Raw genomic sequence first — 18452 nt, forward strand, 5'->3', positions numbered from 1 at the left:
GACGCAGCGGGTCTACAAATTTCGAACCGTTTGAACGTTCAAAGCCGTGGTCTTGATGTGGCAGTGCGCAACGCGAACGATGGTATCTCTATCGCTCAAACAGCTGAAGGCGCGATGAACGAGACAACGAACATCCTGCAACGTATGCGTGACCTATCACTGCAATCCGCAAACGGCTCAAACTCAAAAGCAGAGCGTGTGGCGATTCAAGAAGAAGTGACGGCGCTGAACAACGAACTAAACCGTATCGCTGAAACCACAGCATTTGGTGGTAACCGTCTACTGAACGGTACTTACGGTACTCAGTCATTCCAAATCGGTTCAAATAATGGTGAAGCGGTGATGCTAAGCCTGAAAGATATGCGCTCAGACAACAGCGGCATGGGTGGCTCGGTTTACCAAGCAGCAAACGCAAAAGATAAAGATTGGTCAGTGGCAGCAAGCTCAACACTGACAATCGACATGAACGACAGCGCGGGTAACGCGATGACAACGCTGACGATTAACGCGAAACAAGGCGACGACATTGAGCAGCTAGCGACGTACATCAATGGTCAAACTGACCTAGTACAAGCGTCTGTAGATGAAGATGGCGCTTTACAAGTATTCGCGAGCAACAATAAAGACATCGACAGCGCATCATTAAGCTTCGGTGGTACGCTAGCGGGCTCAGGTGAGCTAGACATGTCAGGTGCAGCGGCAGCAGCAACAGTTAACGATATTGATGTCACGTCAGTAGGTGGCGCTCAGGAGTCCGTTGCGATTCTGGACTCAGCGATGAAGTATGTGGATAGTCACCGTGCAGAGCTTGGTGCTTTCCAAAACCGCTTCAACCACGCTATCAACAACCTAGACAACATCAATGAGAATGTGAACGCGTCGAAGAGCCGTATCAAAGACACGGACTTTGCGAAAGAGACGACAGCGATGACGAAGAACCAAATTCTATCGCAAGCTTCAAGTTCGATTTTGGCACAAGCAAAGCAAGCGCCAAACGCAGCATTGAGCCTACTAGGCTAAGCATTGCCTCAGATGACAAACAACAAACCAGAGCTTCGGCTCTGGTTTTTTTCATTTGGCTTTAGAGCGTTGCAAACACAACTATCCTCCCTTCGAATCTCCGATCTAAATCACATTTATCCAATCAATTGAATTAATAGTAAAAAAAACGCCAATTTGTTCTAAAGCTTCTAAATTTATCGCCGTTACAGGGATTGAGAGAAATAAAATCGGATGTGCCAATGTGAGGTGAGAGACACAGAGGCCATCTATCCTAAATGCCTAAGGAGATCAGTATGGCAATTAATGTAAACACGAATGTGTCTGCAATGACTGCTCAGCGTTATCTGAATAACGCAGCAGAGAACACACAAAAATCAATGGAACGCTTGTCTTCAGGCTACAAAATCAACAGTGCGAAAGACGATGCAGCAGGTCTGCAAATCGCGAACCGATTGAATGTTCAAAGCCGCGGCTTAGATATGGCTGTAAAAAACGCAAACGATGGTATCTCTATTGCACAGACAGCTGAAGGTGCGATGGATGAAACAACTAACATCCTACAACGTATGCGTGACCTATCTCTACAATCTGCAAACGGCTCTAACTCAAAAGCAGAGCGTGTAGCAATTCAAGAAGAAGTGACAGCGCTTAATGACGAGCTAAACCGTATCGCGGAAACCACGTCTTTTGGTGGCAACCGTCTTCTAAATGGTACATACGGTACACAGTCGTTCCAAATCGGTTCTAACAGTGGCGAAGCGGTTATGCTGAGCATGAACGATATGCGCTCTGATAATGCTCAAATGGGCGGTTCTTCTTATAAAGCGGCTAACGCGAAAGATGAAAGCTGGACAGTTGCAGCGGGTGCGACCTTAACGATTGACCTAGATGATAAAGCGGGTAACGCAATGACTCAGATTGCTATCACTGGTAAAGAAGGTGATGATATCGAGCAACTTGCAACCTACATCAATGGTCAAACAGACCAAGTTCAAGCATCTGTTGATGAAGACGGTGCTCTGCAAATCTTCGCAAGCAGCAACGGCGAAGCTGATAGTGCTTCACTAACGTTCGGTGGTTCACTAGCGGGCGGTTCTGAGCTTGACCTCTCTGGTGCAGCAAGCGCGGTATCAGTTAATGACATCAATGTTACTTCTGTAGGTGGTGCACAAGAATCAGTAGCTATTCTAGATGCGGCGCTAAAATACGTAGACAGTAACCGTGCAGAACTTGGTGCGTTCCAAAACCGCTTCAATCACGCAATCAATAACTTAGATAATATCAACGAAAACGTTAATGCATCTAAGAGCCGTATCGAAGATACCGATTACGCGAAAGAAACGACGGCAATGACCAAGAACCAAATCCTGCAGCAAGCGAGTACTTCAATTCTAGCTCAAGCGAAGCAATCGCCATCAGCTGCACTTAGCCTACTAGGCTAAAAAAGGCTTACACCTTAGGCAAGTGTGTTGGTGATAGGGTTACTCTATCACCAACTTCCAATTTCAAGCTTATTGCTCAACTAGTTTTACCCCAGTTGGAGTTGGACAATAGAGAAGGTTAGAAACGGGAGAACGAAAGTGGATATCTCATCCTACGCGTCGAACATTCAGCCTTTTGCCTCTTCTAGTGGCACAGAACTTGCTTCGAAAAATACTAACAAAACAACACCGTCAGTTGATACCGATAAAGGCTCACAGCCGAAAAAGGTCAATGAACTGAGAACGGCGGAAAGTGTGGAGTTTTCTAGCCAGAAAACTTCCGAATTGATTCAGAAAATTGCGACCGAGCGTCATGACCTCAATCAGGCAGAACGTGAAAATATGGTCAAACGTCTTGATGAGTTTCTCACCTCAATGAATACGGGATTATCGTTTCGAAGAGATGAAGAATCAGGGCGCGACATCATTACTGTTTATGCGAAAGACAGCGGTGAGATCATTCGTCAGTTTCCAGATCAAGAGCTTCTCGACGTACTAAAGCGTGTTGAAAAACATGGCGCACTCAGCATTGACATGTTGGTGTAGTCGCATCACTAAGATGCAATAGTATTAAATTCGAAGTGGTTTGGTGAATATGGGCCCGATAGGGATGTCTTCAGGCATGGATATCAATTCCATGGTGAGCAAAATAGTCGATGCTGAGCGGATTCCGAAACAGCAACGTCTCGACTATGAGCGTAGCAAAATTGATACCGGTATAAGTGCCTACGGACGACTCAAAGAGTCACTAGATACGATGAAAAATCTTATGGCAAGCTTTCGCCAGGAGAAGGCGTTTGCGCTGAGAAGCGTCAACACCTCCGAAGAAAGCGTTGTCACGGCAATAGCATCTACCGATGCTATTGCTGGCAAATACGCTGTCGATGTATTGCAGCTTGCTCAAAGCCATAAAATCGCTTCGGATGCTATTCCAGAAGATACGAAGTTTGGTCCAGGTAAGCTGCAAATTTCAATGGGTGATGACAGCTTTGATATTTCCCTTCGCAGTAATTCTCGTTTAACCGACGTAGTTCGTGCCATTAACGGCGCGAGTGACAACCCCGGTGTACGCGCATCTATCGTTAAAGACATCAATGGTCCTAGACTCATTGTGGCGGCTAACCAATCAGGGGCTGAACATGCCTTGTTAATTGCTGTGGACGCTGAGCCCGGCAACGATCTCTATCGATTCGAATACAAAACTATTGAGCAGCGCGTTAAGGCGTTGGAGCAAGCTCAGGCTGATGCTTTAGCTTTGCTGGATGTTCCATCTTCTGAGGAAGATGAAGCTAAGAAAGCAGATGAGGTGAATGAAGGCACTGCTAATGAAACTTTGGCAGAGGAAAGCACCAAGGATGAGCAAAGCGTAGAATCTGTCGCGCAAGAGGCAACATCTGGCCGCCCTGAAGACACTATTCCCGGTTGGACAGAAACTGCATCAGGAACCTTGATGGATTCCTATCAAGCGCCAGAGCCGGAGCTTGACCAAAAAGCATTAGAGAAATCGGGTGAAGTCCCGGGTTGGAGTAATACGGCCTCAGGCACTTTGACCGACTCTTATGTAACGCCAAGTGAAGCACAAGCTCAGCTAGAGCAAGAATTGGCCGATGAAAAAGCGGCCATTGCCCAAGCTGTTGCTGACGGTGATATGACCGAAGCGGAGGCCAAGCAACTAGAACGTGCCAAGCTATCACCGGAAGAACGTGAGCGTTTAGAAAAAGTAGAATCAGTTCAAGCTGAACTTGCCGAAGCACAGCGATCGCTGCAAATCTACAATGGCATGTCACAAGTCCAAGCGGCGCAAGATTCAAAAGTCATACTCGACGGTATTGCTGAGCTATCAAGTCACAACAATGTCATTGAAGGTGCCATTGAAGGTGTGGATTTAACGTTGAAAGGCACGACCATGCAAGGGGATCGTCCAGCTGAAATTGGTGTGGAATATGACCGCGCTAGTGTGCGTGCTGATATTGAACAATTTGTTGCCGCCTACAACCAGTTTTATCAAGTGTCCAAAGAGCTTTCTAGTGCAGACCCCACAACTGGGCAAACCGGCCCATTGGCGGGAGATAGTGTGGTGAGAAGTGCGGACTCGCGTTTGAAAAGTGTCTTTTCATCAGCGGTAGAAGGTGCTCCTGAAGGGTTAGAGACCTTAACTGAGTTTGGTGTCACTACGACGCGCCAAGGTAATCTCGAAATAAACTATCAAATGCTTGATAAGCAGTTGAATAATAACTTCAACAAGCTAGGCGAGTTTTTCGGCGGCAATAACGGATTTGCCAAACGCGTCGAAGATGCCATTCACAGTATGACCGGTGCTACCGGGACGATCCGTACTCGAGAGCAAAGCTTAGTTGAACAAAATTATCGACTGAATGACCAACAGGTCAATTTAGACCGCCGCATGGATAGCCTGCAGAAACGAACTCACGACAAATTTGCCGCTATGCAAGACGCTACCGGAAAGATGCAGTCGCAATTAGCCGGCATGATGAGTGCGATGGGAGGCTAAGCTGGTGTCGAGATTTGGGGCTACTAATTGAGCATATTCAAAGAATTAGGTGATTTGGATCACCGTTTACAATCTGTTTTAGAAAATGATGAGCTGGATACTGAAGAAATTCACCTTCTGGTCGATAAAAGAGAACAGATAATCACTAAGTTAATAGCCGCGTGCCAAAGGAATCCGAACCTAAAGCAGAGTGATGAGTGGCTGCAAGTGGAACAATCGACACGTCGAATTGCGACCCATATGCAAACTAAAACGGATCAATTGGGACTGGAACTCAGAAAGTACCGACATGGTAGAAAGTCCCTACAGCAGTACCAAAAATTTATTTGAGAGGATAGTGATGCGTGGTTCATTACAAGCATATAAGAAAGTATCTGTAGACAGCCAATTGAGTGCTGCGTCACCGCACAAAGTTATCCAAATGCTAATGGGTGGTGCGATAGAAAGACTGATTCAAGCTAAAGCAGCGATGGAACAAGGCAATGTACCTGTAAAAGGCGAGCGCATCGGCAAAGCTTTGGATATCATCATTGCACTACGTAGCTGCTTGTCTATGGATGATGGCGGCGACATCGCTAAAAACCTCGACCAGTTGTATGAATTCATGATTGCGCAAATCACAACGGCTAATCACGAAAACAACCCAAAACCAATTGATGATGTGATAGAGATCATACGAGAGATAAAATCTGCTTGGGATCAAATTCCTACTGATTACCACAACTTAACAGCACAAGAAGTTGGAATCTAAGCGGAATTAACCTCTTAAAGTCAACGTGACAAAGTTGCTATATCAGAATAATGTCAATAGAATAGACGCCATTCCCAGCCTAATGGCGTTTTTTTATATCTAACCACTTGTTTTATAAATTGCTTGTCAATTTTATAAGGTGTTTTTTGGCTTTTGTTAGCTCGGCGTAAAATTGACGAGTGACAAAAAATTGACGCCACTGTGGTTGGTTTTGATCAAGGCATAATTCCTGACTCATGCAAGGCTTAGCTAAACTTCTTGTTATTGCTGATGATCCGCAAATTCGCACTAATCTAAACACCATTTTGGAGTTTGTTGGTGAGCATTGTGTGGCGATTCCATCTACAGACATAAACCAAATCGATTGGTCCCAGACGTGGTCGGGTTGCATCGTAGGTGCTTTGGAAAGCCCAAATCTATCTCAAGTCTTGTTATCGCAGCTTTCGTTGTCTAATCATGTTCCTTTACTGGTTACGAGTGAATTTACTGGCGCAGTTGAGCCACTTTCCAACTTTGTTGGTGAGTTAGAGCTCCCTCTCAACTACCCGCAGCTAAGTGATGCGCTGCGTCATTGTCGTGAATTTTTGGGACGTAAGGGCGTTCAGGTTCCGTCGAATCTTCGTAAAAATACGTTATTTCGTAGCTTAGTTGGACAAAGTCCTGGCATACAGGAAGTTCGTCATCTGATTGAACAGGTCTCTGGTTCAGAAGCGAACGTGTTGATTCTGGGCGAGTCGGGCACGGGTAAGGAAGTTGTTGCTCGCAATATTCACTACCATTCAACTCGTCGTAGTGGGCCGTTTGTTCCAGTGAACTGCGGAGCGATTCCACCGGACTTGCTAGAAAGTGAGTTGTTTGGTCATGAGAAAGGCGCCTTTACGGGGGCGATTACTTCTCGCAAAGGACGTTTTGAGCTTGCCGATGGCGGTACCTTATTCCTTGACGAAATTGGTGATATGCCAATGCCGATGCAGGTCAAGTTACTGCGCGTATTGCAAGAGCGCGTGTTTGAACGCGTTGGTGGCAGTAGCGTGATTAAAGCCAATGTTCGCATTGTGGCAGCAACGCACCGCGATCTTGAAAGTATGATCCAACAGGGTGACTTCCGCGAAGACTTGTTCTATCGCTTAAATGTTTTCCCAATTGAAATGCCATCGCTTCGAGAGCGCAAAGAAGACATCCCTCTGTTGTTGCAAGAGCTGCTAGCACGAATGGAAGCAGAAGGTGGACAACCTATCTGTTTCGCCCCACGTTCCGTTAATTCGTTAATGGAACATGATTGGCCAGGTAACGTTCGTGAACTTGCCAACCTCGTTGAACGTATGGTGATCTTGTATCCAAATAGCTTGGTGGATGTGAATCATCTTCCGGTTAAATACCGCTATAGTGATATCCCAGAATTCCAGCCAGAAATGAATGCGTTCAAGACGATTGAAGAACAAGAGCGTGATGCGCTCGATAGTATATTTGCGGAAAACTTTACTTTTGAAGAGCCTGAACTGGAAAGTCACAACGCACCTCAATCGCTACCACCTGAAGGTGTCAACCTGAAAGAAATGTTGGCCGACCTCGAAGTGAACATGATTAGCCAAGCTTTGGATGCTCAAGAAGGCATCGTTGCTCGTGCTGCTGATATGCTCGGTATGCGTCGTACCACCCTTGTTGAAAAAATGCGTAAGTATAACTTACACCGCTAGATTGAAGCTGCTTTTGATGTGATTTAAGTCACGCTCAATTTGCTATGACAATTTATTGACGCGATTAACTTGTTGAAATATATAGACTTAAGCCCGGCATGCTTTTTGCATTTTCGGGCTTAAGTCTTTTATGGACTACGTATTTCTGCGAGTCGTATTGAGAAGGAACATCTCGTAAATGGATCAGTTGGCAACGGGCGAATCACAACAAGATGAGCAATCAAGCTCACACTTAGATTCCTTGGAATCGCAAGTAGAACGATATCAGCAGGTTATAGAAGCGATGCCTGCAGGTGTCATTTTGTTGGATACACAAGGTGTGGTCAGGGAAGCGAACCCAGAAGCGCACCGTATTCTCGATATTCCCCTTGTTGGCCAAAAATGGTTTCATCTGATTCAAGTGGTTTTTGACCCCAAAGAAGATGATGGTCATGAGGTCTCTTTGCGCAATGGTCGCAAGGTTCGATTGGCTATTTCCGCTTCCTCAACTGGACAGTTGATTCTCATTACTGACCTCACTGAAACGCGCTTGCTGCAATCAAGAGTCAGCGATTTACAGCGCTTATCATCTTTGGGAAGAATGGTTGCTTCACTCGCTCATCAAGTTCGCACGCCGTTATCCAGTGCTATGTTGTATGCCTCTAACCTTGGTGCGCCTAACCTTCCACAACCTACTCGTGAACGCTTTCAAATCAAATTGGTCGACAGACTTCATGATCTTGAGAAGCAGGTCAATGACATGCTGTTGTTTGCAAAGGGGGGCGACAATAAGGTCATAAAGCCATTTACCTTAAAACAGCTGGTGGATGAGTATCAGCCGATGGTCGAGACCACACTAAAAAGCAACAACATCGATTATTGCTTAGAAGTAGAGCAAGATGAAGTAGCGCTGCTGGGTAATGTTAATGCGGTTGCCTCTGCCTTGAGTAACCTTGTACTTAATGCCGTGCAAATTGCTGGTAAAGGGTCGCAATTGGATGTGTTTTTCCGTCCAGTTAATAACGAATTAAAAATCTCTGTCCAAGATAGCGGGCCAGGCGTGCCTGCTGAACTGCAACAGAAAATAATGGAACCGTTTTTCACTACTCGCTCACAAGGCACGGGCCTTGGTCTTGCGGTAGTGCAAATGGTTTGCCGTGCTCATGAAGGACGGCTTGAATTGATATCAGAAGAGGATGATGGCGCATGTTTTACCATGTGTTTGCCATTGGCAACGTCATCTCAAGAAGTAACAAATGAAGGAATAAGCTGATGGCTCAAAGCAAAGTACTTATCGTAGAGGATGATGAAGGTCTTCGCGAAGCTCTCGTCGATACATTGGCCCTTGCAGGTTACGAGTGGGTAGAAGCCGATTGCGCTGAAGATGCCCTAGTGAAACTCAAAACTCAGCCGGTAGATATTGTTGTTTCCGATGTGCAGATGGCGGGTATGGGCGGTTTAGCACTCCTGCGAAATATTAAGCAGCATTGGCCTAATTTACCTGTGTTGTTAATGACAGCTTATGCCAACATTGAAGATGCAGTCGCGGCCATGAAGGAAGGTGCGATTGATTACATGGCAAAACCTTTCGCACCGGAAGTGTTGTTGAATATGGTCAGTCGTTATGCGCCAGTGAAGTCAGATGACAATGGTGATGCGGTCGTTGCGGATGCTAAGAGTATTCAATTGCTTACTTTGGCTGAAAAAGTTGCCAAAACTGACGCCAGTGTCATGGTGCTGGGGCCGAGTGGCTCAGGTAAAGAAGTCATGTCACGCTATATCCATAACAAATCGCTACGTGCGGACGGTCCTTTTGTCGCAATCAACTGTGCGGCGATTCCAGACAACATGTTAGAAGCAACCCTATTTGGCTATGAGAAAGGGGCGTTTACCGGCGCTATTCAAGCTTGTCCGGGGAAATTTGAACAAGCCCAAGGTGGCACCATTTTGCTTGATGAGATCAGTGAAATGGACTTAAACCTTCAAGCTAAATTACTTCGTGTACTACAAGAGCGTGAGGTAGAGCGGTTAGGTAGTCGTAAAAGCATTGCGTTAGACGTTCGAGTATTGGCGACCAGTAACCGTGATCTTAAACAATATGTTCAGGAAGGTAACTTCCGTGAAGACCTATATTATCGCTTAAATGTGTTCCCAATTGCGTGGCCTGCTCTTTGTGATCGTCCAGGAGATATTGCGCCTTTAGCCCGTCATCTAACCGAGCGCCACTGTAAGAAATTGGGAATGCCAGTGCCAGAATTTGGTCAACCAGCGTTAGCAAAACTCATGAGTTACCCATGGCCGGGTAACGTTCGTGAGCTAGATAATGTGGTGCAACGCGCTTTGATCTTATGTGACGAGTCGACCATTTGTGCTGAGCACATTCTATTAGAAGGTGTGGACTGGCAAGATGCATCGAGCTTACAACAAGTGGTGTCGAGCCCTGAGCAAGTTGCACCGGAGATCGCTCCTGTTGCTCAGGTTTCAAGTGACGTGATGGGTCGCAGCGCAGCATCGAGCGAAGGCTTGGGCGGTGAACTTCGTGACCAAGAGTTTTCAATTATTTTGGAGACGCTCAAAGAGTGCGAAGGTCGCCGCAAAGAAATGGCGGAGAAACTTGGTATTAGCCCACGAACCTTGCGCTATAAGTTAGCGAAGATGCGCGATGCCGGTATTGAGATCCCGAGCTAAGATGTGTCCTAAAGTGTTGGTTTAGAGCTAACACTTTAGGTTTAAACCATGGCATAATTTTTGCAATTTTCAGGAAAGAATCAAGATATTGTAAGGACACTGTCAAAAGATTGACGGCGATTGATAAAGCATGAAAGTAGACGGATTACACAATGAAATGCAGACCATGATGTTGGAAGCGGCCAACTCTAAGCCTGCAGCAAACGCCCATCAGGTTGGTGCTAACTTTGGCGACATGCTTTCTCAAGCGGTGAACAACGTGAATGGTCTTCAAAAATCATCTGGTGATCTGCAAATGCGTTTTGACCGAGGGGACGCTGATGTCTCTCTTTCTGATGTCATGATCGCTCGAAACAAGTCTAGCGTCGCCTTTGAAGCAACCATTCAAGTGAGAAATAAGCTTGTAGAAGCCTATAAAGAACTCATGAATATGCCCGTTTAATCTAGGTAGTAAAAAGTAGTGGCTCAAGATAATCAATCGACAGACGTAGCGTTAATGGATAGTGGCTCAGATACCGCAATGGTGACGAGCTCAGACATCGCCGCAGAAAGTCAAAATCCAGACATCAACGAGAAAAGCAGCTCTAAGTTTGACTTAGCCGTAGGCGATCTCGATCTTCTCAGGCAAATCGTCCTAGTTCTGTCTATCTCTATTTGTGTGGCGCTCATCGTGATGTTGTTCTTCTGGGTTAAAGAACCAGAGATGCGTCCGTTAGGTGTATATGAGACCGAAGAGCTTATTCCAGTTCTTGATTACCTTGACCAAAAGAAAGTGCAGTACAAGTTAGAAGGTAATGCACTGAGTGTTCCTGCGAGTGAATACAATAACCTCAAACTTGATATGGTGCGTGCAGGAATAAACCGCGCATCAAATACCGGTGACGATATCCTGATGCAGGATATGGGATTTGGTGTTTCTCAGCGTCTTGAACAAGAACGTCTTAAGCTAAGCCGCGAAAGGCAATTAGGTAAAGCTATTGAGCAGATGAAGCAAGTGCGCACCGCTCGCGTGCTGCTGGCGCTGCCAAAACAAAGTGTTTTTGTTCGCCATAATCAAGAGGCATCCGCTTCAGTCTTTCTCACTCTAGCAACAGGCGCTGTATTAAGGCAGCAAGAAGTTGACTCTGTTGTGGATATGGTAGCGAGCGCCGTACCGGGCATGAAGCCATCACGTATTACCGTTACTGATCAGCATGGTCGCCTATTGAGTTCAGGCTCTCAAGATGCAGCTTCTATGGCGCGTCGAAAAGAGCAAGAGTTAGAGCGAAATCAAGAGCAAGCGCTACGTGAAAAAATCGATTCGGTATTGATTCCAATTCTTGGCTTAGGTAACTACACCGCTCAAGTTGATATTGAACTCGACTTTAGCGCCGTCGAGCAAACGCGTAAGCGCTTTGACCCGAATACGCCAGCAACTCGAAGTGAATACACCTTAGAAGACTACAACAACGGCAATGTTGTGGCTGGTGTGCCGGGTGCACTTAGTAACCAGCCACCTGCTGATGCTTCTATTCCTACTGATGTCGCGCAAATGAAAGATGGCTCGATCATGGGGCAAGGTTCAGTTCATAAAGAAGCGACGCGTAACTTCGAACTCGATACCACGATTAGTCACGAGCGCAAACAAAGCGGTGTAGTAAATCGCCAGACCGTTGCGGTTGCTATCAAAAACCGTTCAAGCGTGAATCCAGATACTGGCGAGGTCACTTATCAGCCGCGTTCAGAGAGTGAACTGGCGGCAATTCGACAAGTACTTATCGGTGCAGTTGGTTTTAATGAAAACCGTGGTGATTTACTCAATGTTTTGAGTATGACGTTTGAAGAGCCTGCCGCCGATCTGTTACCGGATGTACCAATCTGGGAGCACCCTAATTTCAATGATTGGATTCGCTGGTTTGCGAGTGCCTTGGTGATCATCGTCGTGGTCTTTGTTCTAATTCGACCAGCAATGAAGAAGCTGCTTAACCCAGCCGCTCAGGAAGAAGACGACCAGCTTTATGGCCCGGATGGTCTGCCGCTTGGCGCCGATGGCGAAACCAGCTTGATTGGTACCGATATTGACGGCAGTGAGTTGTTCGAATTTAGTACCGGTATTGACCTACCAAACCTACACAAAGACGAAGATGTACTTAAAGCAGTACGAGCTCTGGTAGCGAATGAGCCGGAACTCGCGGCACAAGTTGTTAAAAATTGGATGGCTGAAAACTAATGGCAAACGAGATCGTGGCAGCAAATGGCGGCCAACTTGCAGAAACCAGTGTCGACATTTCGAGCATTGGCGGAGATGAAAAAGCGGCTATTTTGCTACTCAGTTTGAATGAATCCGATGCGGCCAGCATCATTCGTCATCTTGAACCTAAACAAGTTCAGCGTGTGGGTAGTGCGATGGCGAAAGCCAGCGATCTGAGCCAAGACAAAGTGGGGGCGGTTCACCGCGCCTTCTTAGAAGATATCCAGAAGTACACCAATATTGGTATGGGTAGCGAAGACTTCATGCGCAATACCTTGGTAGCCGCATTAGGTGAAGATAAAGCCAACAACCTTGTGGACCAAATCCTTCTGGGAACTGGTTCCAAAGGTTTGGATTCATTGAAATGGATGGATCCGCGTCAAGTTGCCAGCATCATTGTTAACGAACACCCACAAATTCAAACTATCGTACTTTCTTACTTGGAAGCTGATCAATCAGCAGAAATTCTTTCTCAGTTCCCTGAGAGAGTTCGTCTTGATTTGATGATGCGTATTGCGAACTTGGAAGAAGTTCAGCCGTCTGCCTTAGCAGAACTGAACGAAATTATGGAGAAGCAGTTCGCAGGCCAAGCAGGCGCTCAAGCCGCGAAGATTGGCGGCCTGAAGGCGGCTGCGGAGATCATGAACTACCTCGACAACAACGTCGAAGGGATTCTTATGGATCAAATTCGCGACCAAGACGAAGATATGGCGACTCAGATTCAAGATCTTATGTTTGTATTCGAGAACCTTATCGAAGTGGACGACCAAGGTATCCAAAAGCTGCTTAGAGATGTACCGCAAGACGTGTTGCAACGTGCTCTTAAAGGTGCCGATGATGCGCTTAAAGAGAAGATTTTCGATAACATGTCGAAACGTGCTGCTGACATGATGCGTGAAGATATTGAGGCGATGCCACCTGTGCGTGTTGCTGATGTAGAAACGGCACAGAAAGAAATTCTCACGATTGCTAGACGAATGGCGGACAACGGTGAGCTGATGCTTTCTGGTGGCGCAGATGAGTTCCTATAAAAACTCATAACATATTCATTTGGAAAACTTTCTTAAGAATAAAAGGGAAGGCTTGATGTCTGGAGATAGAAAACGTGGCTTTTTGCGTCCGTCAGAAGACAATACCATAGAGTCAGCTCATTCTTGGGGGTTACCAGATTACACCTCACAAACTAATCAACACGCCAAAGAGACCGCGCTTAACTACGATCCTAGTTGGGTTCCTCTAGAAGAAGCACCTGCTGAAGAAGAGCCTTTGATGCTCACGGAAGAACAGATTGAGCAGATCAAACAGGGTGCTTATCAAGAAGGCTTGTTCCAAGGCCAAGAAGCCGGTTTTAAACAAGGCTACGACAAAGGCAAGGAAGAGGGAACTCAAGCAGGACATGCCGAGGGACTTGAGTTAGGCAAAGCAGAAGGCGTTGCCGCTGGTGAAGAGTACATTAAGCAGCAGGTTGAAGTCTTCATGAACATGGCGAACCAATTTGCTCAACCGTTAGAGCTAATGAACAATCAAGTTGAAAAGCAATTGGTCGACATGGTGCTCGCGTTGGCCAAGGAAGTGGTGCATGTTGAGGTACAAACCAATCCGCAAGTCATTCTCGATACCGTCAAGCAATCGGTCGACGCGTTACCGATTGTTGGTCATGCAATTACGTTAAAACTCCATCCGGCTGATGTTGATATTATCCGTGCCGCTTATGGTGATGAAGAGCTTGATATTCGCAATTGGACGCTTGTTATTGAACCGTCTCTCAATCGTGGTGATGTATTTATCGAAGCGGGTGAATCGAGCGTGAGCTACAAACTCGAAGAGCGTGTGAAAAGCGTATTACAAAGTTTTTGTGGAACCAATCGCCATCAGGGAGGCGAGTGATGCAAGCACTTGCCGAGCGACTGGCCAATTACAAAGTTGAAGGGCATAAGTCTCGCGCGATTGCTTCTGGCAAACTGGTTCGTGTTGTTGGATTAACACTCGAAGCCATCGGTTGCAAAGCACCCATTGGTAGTGTCTGTAAAGTGGAAACCATGCATGGTGAAATGGACGCCGAAGTGGTAGGTTTCTCCGGTGAACACTTGTATCTAATGCCAAGTGAACAGATTACCGGGGTTCTTCCTGGCGCTCGGGTAACGCCAATGACTTCTGATGCTGGACTTCCAGTTGGAATGGAACTACTCGGTCGAGTGATTGATGGCGTGGGAAACCCGCTTGATGGACTGGGTGAGATCTATACTGACAAACGCGCACCGTTCAATGCTGAGCCTATCAACCCGCTAGCGCGTAAACCTATTTCTGAACCACTTGATGTTGGCCTTAAAGCCATTAATGGCTTATTGACCGTTGGCAAAGGCCAGCGTATTGGCCTTTTTGCAGGTTCAGGTGTTGGTAAGTCGGTCACACTAGGTATGATGACCCGTGGTACGACGGCACAAGTGGTTGTGGTGGGACTGATTGGTGAACGTGGCCGAGAAGTTAAAGAATTTATCGAAGAGATTCTAGGGACATCGGGTCGTGAGCGTTCTGTGGTCGTTGCAGCACCAGCTGATGCGTCACCACTTATGCGCCTGAAGGGCTGTCAAACCGCTCTAACCATTGCCGAATATTTCCGTGATCAAGGGCTCGATGTCTTACTTCTAATGGACTCATTAACTCGTTTTGCGCAGGCGCAGCGTGAGATTGCGCTTTCCGTAGGTGAGCCACCGGCAACCAAAGGTTATCCGCCGTCGGTCTTTGCCAAGCTCCCTGCTTTAGTTGAGCGTGCGGGCAATGGTGATGTGAATCAGGGCTCCATTACTGCATTCTTCACTGTGCTTACCGAAGGGGATGATTTACAGGATCCTATCGCTGATGCGGCGAGGGCGATTTTGGATGGTCATATCGTTCTGTCTCGTGAAATGGCAGATGCTGGTCATTATCCAGCCATTGATGTAGAAAAATCGGTGAGTCGTGTTATGCCACAAATCACCGATGATCAGCATGTACTAATGTCTAAAGCTGTTAGGCAGGTGCTATCGGTTTGTCGCAAAAACCAAGATCTGGTCTCCATAGGTGCTTACAAGCCGGGAACCGACCCTGCTATTGATAGCGCCTTTACGCTTAAACCTAAGCTTGACCAGTACTTGCAACAAAGTATGCGTGAAACGGTGCCATACGATATGTGCTTGGGAATGCTTAAACAGCTGTTACAGGTAAACTGATTCGGTTATGGATAATGCTCTCGATTTTCTTCTAGAACAAGCCAAAGACAGCGAGCAACAAGCGGTGTTAGCTCTCAACAAAGCACGATCAGAGCTTGAAGACTATTACAACCAAGTAAGACAAATTGAGCAGTATCGCCTTGATTACTGTAATCAACTTGTAGAGCGTGGCAAAGGAGGACTAACGGCGAGTGAGTATGGTCACCTCAATCGGTTTTTGACACAGCTAGATGAGACCTTAACCAAGCAAAAATCCGCAGAAAGTCACTTCAAACAACAGGTCGAAGATTGTCAAGATTACTGGCACAACACTCGTAAACAACGTCGGTCTTATGAGTGGCTTATCGATAAAAAAGCCAAAGAGAAACAACTGCAAGAACAAAAGCTTGAGCAAAAGCAGATGGATGAGTTTTCTAACCTGCTTTTCGCTCGTCGTCGCTCTGCTCGTTAACCCTATCCTTAAGTTAAATTTACTCTTCGGTACAAATTTTGCATCGTTAGATGACATAACTGTAAGCGGCGGCATTTTGCCACCTAGCGTATTTAACTCTTCTTTACGGGCCTTAATGGAATGAGTCTGGCAATTACTAACAACAGTATTTCAGCGACACCAAATGCTAAGTCTAGTGACAAAACCACCTTGGTCGATTCCGTCGATAACGCGGAAGAGCAGGGCTTTTTTGACAAGCTTAAAAGCGCAATTTCTTCAGAAAATACTGAGGAAAACCAGAAGGTTGAAGGTAAAAAATCAGGCGATAAGATGACGTCGAGTTCGACGGACGTTTTATTGGAAGATGGCGCTGAAGTGAGTGATGAGGTAGGAAAGGCCGCAGAGACCACTAAGTCTTCACAAGCCACTTCAACGACGGTAAACAGTCAGGCGAATGTTGAAGATACAGAGGGCACTGAAGAGAAGAGCGTCAAAAAAATGGCGGCAACGAGTGGCGTAATAGCTGTGAGCGATGAGACGTTACGCCCCGATTCTCAAGGCAGTAGTGTCGAAGCCAAAAAAACAGTAAGCGACAGTGCTGAATTGCTCAATCGTTTAGATGAATCAAATAGTGCGTTAAAACCCAAATCAACATCAGTTGAGTCTCAAGATGAAGCTAAATTAGCAGGAACCGCGATATTAGGTGCTGCGACTGTAAACGCTCAAAGCCCTCAAAAGATGAGTCAAGTCGATGGACACGCAGCATCAATGAGTGACGACGGCTCGTCAATAGACAAACAAAGCAAAAATACCGTCGCTGCTGATGGAGCTATCAATGATGCTACAGAAGAAGTCGCAGCTGTGGCTAGTGGCATGGTACTTTCAGCGTCTCAGGGCAACCCTTCACAAAATGAGACTGCACATCAAAACTCTACACAAGGTAGCGCTTCGCTTTCTGGCAATAGCCTCGAAGGCTCAAATAAATCTATGGCGGTTGCTGCAGGAACGACAACACATTTAGCGTCCGGCCAAGAGGCGAAAGCAACGACGGTTGATGGAGACACAAAAGCTGGTACACAAAACCAAATTGCCTGGTCTAAGCCTGATGTAGAGCAAGGCAGCAAATTGGACGCCAAGACTCTAGCTGCGACGGCTTTTACTGCAGATAAGCTTCATTCGAGTACAAGTCAAAGTGCTGCTATGGCGACGCCAGCAGCCCAAGCTACAGCGGTTCCAATACATAGTGCAACTCAAGCCGGTTCAGAGGTTGCGATGACCGCGAGTGTATTAGCCGCTAATGCTGCCGCAACCAATCACAACGCCAATAATCCATCGTTAACCGCGAGTAATGTAAGTTTGGCTGGTGTGCAAAAACAAAAAGGCGCCGCCAACCTTGGACAAGCAAATGAAGCTCCTGCCGGTATAACGCATGCCGCAGCAGCAGGTGTGACTGCTAATCAACTGCGAGCTGAGCAATCACAAGCACCAACAAACGTACAGTCGCCTCTCGTGCTCACCAAAGAGAATGCGAGTGACCAAGTTGCAGAGCGCGTTCAAATGATGATGGCGAAAAACTTGAAGCATGTAGATATTCGTCTGGATCCGCCGGACTTAGGTCGAATGCAAATTCGTATGAGTTTAAACAATGACTCTGCAACCGTGCATTTTACGGTCCAAAACCAACAAACACGCGACATGGTGGATCAAGCGATGCCAAGGCTTCGTGAAATGCTGTCTCAACAAGGGATTCAACTGGCAGATTCATCGGTTCAGCAACAGAACCAAGGTCAGCAACAGCGTCATGCTTCTCATGAATCAAGTGGTTCTGGCTCTCAATCTAGAGGTGAGTCGAACCATGGTTTCGATGATAGTGAAGAAAGCGTGAGTTTGAACGTGAATGTTGCCAATAAAAAAGATGGTATTAGTTACTATGCCTAAGGCGAGTAATCTCATGGAAAATAGAAGAACAAAATGGCAGAAGATACTTTAGAACAACCCAAGAACAACAAAAAGCTGTTGATCATTATTGTCGCGGTGCTGGTGCTATTGCTGGCCGCTGGTGGTGTTGCTTATTGGTTGCTTGGCTCTGAAGAGACGCCAGCAAGTACACCCGCGGCACAAAGTGGTGCTGCTGCGGTGCCAGTTGATCCAATATCGTATGTGAACATCGCCCAGCCTTTTATTTTTAACGTCGCTGGTAAGCAGCGTGATCGTATGGTTCAGATTAAAGTACAGCTTATGGTACGCGGCCTAGATAACGAAGAAGTAGCGCGTTACCACTCCCCTTTAATTGAAAGTACATTGTTGTCGACGTTTGCGTCGGCGACGGTTGAGCAACTACGCAGCAATAATGGCCGCGTTGAATTACGTGACCAAGCTACCGCGGATGTTCAAGCCAGTTTGTCTCAGGTTGTCGGTAAGCCTGTAGTCGAAAGAGTGTTATTTACCGATTTTGTAATCCAGTAGGTATTGT

General features: G+C 46.4%; 17 protein-coding genes. All 17 read left to right on the forward strand.

What is annotated here, in order from left to right; genetic code table 11:
- The coding region (locus HW45_RS20560) for a flagellin (RefSeq protein WP_038229202.1) at positions 1-1020 on the forward strand (1020 nt) is incomplete at its 5' end.
- Between the two features lie 275 nt (positions 1021-1295).
- Positions 1296-2444 carry a flagellin gene (locus HW45_RS20565; RefSeq protein ID WP_038229343.1) on the forward strand — a complete coding sequence of 383 codons (1149 nt, stop codon included), beginning with the start codon at positions 1296-1298 and terminating at the stop codon, positions 2442-2444.
- 138 nt (positions 2445-2582) lie between these two features.
- The gene (locus tag HW45_RS20570; RefSeq protein WP_038229345.1) at positions 2583-3029 is read left to right on the forward strand and encodes a flagellar protein FlaG; all 447 of its coding nucleotides are present in this window, start codon (positions 2583-2585) and stop codon (positions 3027-3029) included.
- 43 nt (positions 3030-3072) lie between these two features.
- Positions 3073-4995 carry a flagellar filament capping protein FliD gene (gene fliD / locus HW45_RS20575; protein WP_038229347.1) on the forward strand — a complete coding sequence of 641 codons (1923 nt, stop codon included), beginning with the start codon at positions 3073-3075 and terminating at the stop codon, positions 4993-4995.
- Positions 4996-5022: 27 nt separating this feature from the next.
- Positions 5023-5325 (forward strand): flagellar protein FliT, encoded by a 303-nt coding sequence (locus HW45_RS20580; protein ID WP_038229349.1) that lies wholly within the window; start codon positions 5023-5025, stop codon positions 5323-5325.
- Positions 5326-5335: 10 nt separating this feature from the next.
- Complete coding sequence (gene fliS, locus HW45_RS20585; protein ID WP_038229351.1) at positions 5336-5746, forward strand: flagellar export chaperone FliS; 411 nt, start codon at positions 5336-5338, stop codon at positions 5744-5746.
- 236 nt (positions 5747-5982) lie between these two features.
- A complete protein-coding gene (locus HW45_RS20590) occupies positions 5983-7443 on the forward strand; it encodes a sigma-54 dependent transcriptional regulator (RefSeq protein WP_006069958.1) in 1461 nt (486 codons plus the stop codon).
- Between the two features lie 178 nt (positions 7444-7621).
- Positions 7622-8695: a sensor histidine kinase gene (locus HW45_RS20595; protein ID WP_006069959.1), complete on the forward strand. Its 1074-nt coding sequence runs from the start codon at positions 7622-7624 to the stop codon at positions 8693-8695.
- Positions 8695-10110: a sigma-54-dependent transcriptional regulator gene (locus HW45_RS20600; protein WP_038229353.1), complete on the forward strand. Its 1416-nt coding sequence runs from the start codon at positions 8695-8697 to the stop codon at positions 10108-10110. The genes HW45_RS20595 and HW45_RS20600 overlap by 1 nt, the downstream gene beginning before the upstream one ends.
- Positions 10111-10240: 130 nt before the next feature.
- Complete coding sequence (fliE, locus tag HW45_RS20605; protein WP_006069961.1) at positions 10241-10552, forward strand: flagellar hook-basal body complex protein FliE; 312 nt, start codon at positions 10241-10243, stop codon at positions 10550-10552.
- An 18-nt stretch (positions 10553-10570) separates the two neighbouring features.
- Positions 10571-12319 (forward strand): flagellar basal-body MS-ring/collar protein FliF, encoded by a 1749-nt coding sequence (gene fliF / locus HW45_RS20610; RefSeq protein WP_038229354.1) that lies wholly within the window; start codon positions 10571-10573, stop codon positions 12317-12319.
- A complete protein-coding gene (fliG, locus tag HW45_RS20615; protein ID WP_006069963.1) occupies positions 12319-13371 on the forward strand; it encodes a flagellar motor switch protein FliG in 1053 nt (350 codons plus the stop codon). The genes fliF and fliG overlap by 1 nt, the downstream gene beginning before the upstream one ends.
- A gap of 55 nt (positions 13372-13426) precedes the next feature.
- Complete coding sequence (fliH, locus tag HW45_RS20620; RefSeq protein ID WP_006069964.1) at positions 13427-14227, forward strand: flagellar assembly protein FliH; 801 nt, start codon at positions 13427-13429, stop codon at positions 14225-14227.
- Positions 14227-15549: a flagellar protein export ATPase FliI gene (fliI, locus tag HW45_RS20625; protein WP_038229355.1), complete on the forward strand. Its 1323-nt coding sequence runs from the start codon at positions 14227-14229 to the stop codon at positions 15547-15549. Before fliH ends, fliI begins: the two co-directional genes overlap by 1 nt.
- Before the next feature lie 7 nt (positions 15550-15556).
- Positions 15557-16000, forward strand: a complete 444-nt coding sequence (fliJ, locus tag HW45_RS20630) for a flagellar export protein FliJ (RefSeq protein ID WP_031494285.1) — start codon at positions 15557-15559, stop codon at positions 15998-16000.
- A 120-nt stretch (positions 16001-16120) separates the two neighbouring features.
- A complete protein-coding gene (locus tag HW45_RS20635) occupies positions 16121-17917 on the forward strand; it encodes a flagellar hook-length control protein FliK (protein ID WP_038229371.1) in 1797 nt (598 codons plus the stop codon).
- 33 nt (positions 17918-17950) lie between these two features.
- On the forward strand, positions 17951-18445 hold the full coding sequence (fliL, locus tag HW45_RS20640; RefSeq protein ID WP_038229373.1) for a flagellar basal body-associated protein FliL: 495 nt from the start codon (positions 17951-17953) through the stop codon (positions 18443-18445).
- The last annotated feature ends 7 nt before the right edge of the window (positions 18446-18452 follow it).

The sequence above is a fragment of the Vibrio sp. ER1A genome, from assembly GCF_000733315.1.
GTDB lineage: Bacteria > Pseudomonadota > Gammaproteobacteria > Enterobacterales > Vibrionaceae > Vibrio > Vibrio mediterranei.

Bases quoted from the DNA above. Each gene is read 5' to 3' on its own strand.
- HW45_RS20565 (WP_038229343.1), top strand. From the start codon at position 1,296: ATGGCAATTAATGTAAACACGAATGTGTCTGCAATGACTGCTCAGCGT.
- fliS (WP_038229351.1), top strand. From the start codon at position 5,336: ATGCGTGGTTCATTACAAGCATATAAGAAAGTATCTGTAGACAGCCAA.
- HW45_RS20590 (WP_006069958.1), top strand. From the start codon at position 5,983: ATGCAAGGCTTAGCTAAACTTCTTGTTATTGCTGATGATCCGCAAATT.
- HW45_RS20595 (WP_006069959.1), top strand. From the start codon at position 7,622: ATGGATCAGTTGGCAACGGGCGAATCACAACAAGATGAGCAATCAAGC.
- HW45_RS20600 (WP_038229353.1), top strand. From the start codon at position 8,695: ATGGCTCAAAGCAAAGTACTTATCGTAGAGGATGATGAAGGTCTTCGC.
- fliE (WP_006069961.1), top strand. From the start codon at position 10,241: ATGAAAGTAGACGGATTACACAATGAAATGCAGACCATGATGTTGGAA.
- fliG (WP_006069963.1), top strand. From the start codon at position 12,319: ATGGCAAACGAGATCGTGGCAGCAAATGGCGGCCAACTTGCAGAAACC.
- fliH (WP_006069964.1), top strand. From the start codon at position 13,427: ATGTCTGGAGATAGAAAACGTGGCTTTTTGCGTCCGTCAGAAGACAAT.
- fliI (WP_038229355.1), top strand. From the start codon at position 14,227: ATGCAAGCACTTGCCGAGCGACTGGCCAATTACAAAGTTGAAGGGCAT.
- fliJ (WP_031494285.1), top strand. From the start codon at position 15,557: ATGGATAATGCTCTCGATTTTCTTCTAGAACAAGCCAAAGACAGCGAG.
- HW45_RS20635 (WP_038229371.1), top strand. From the start codon at position 16,121: ATGAGTCTGGCAATTACTAACAACAGTATTTCAGCGACACCAAATGCT.
- fliL (WP_038229373.1), top strand. From the start codon at position 17,951: ATGGCAGAAGATACTTTAGAACAACCCAAGAACAACAAAAAGCTGTTG.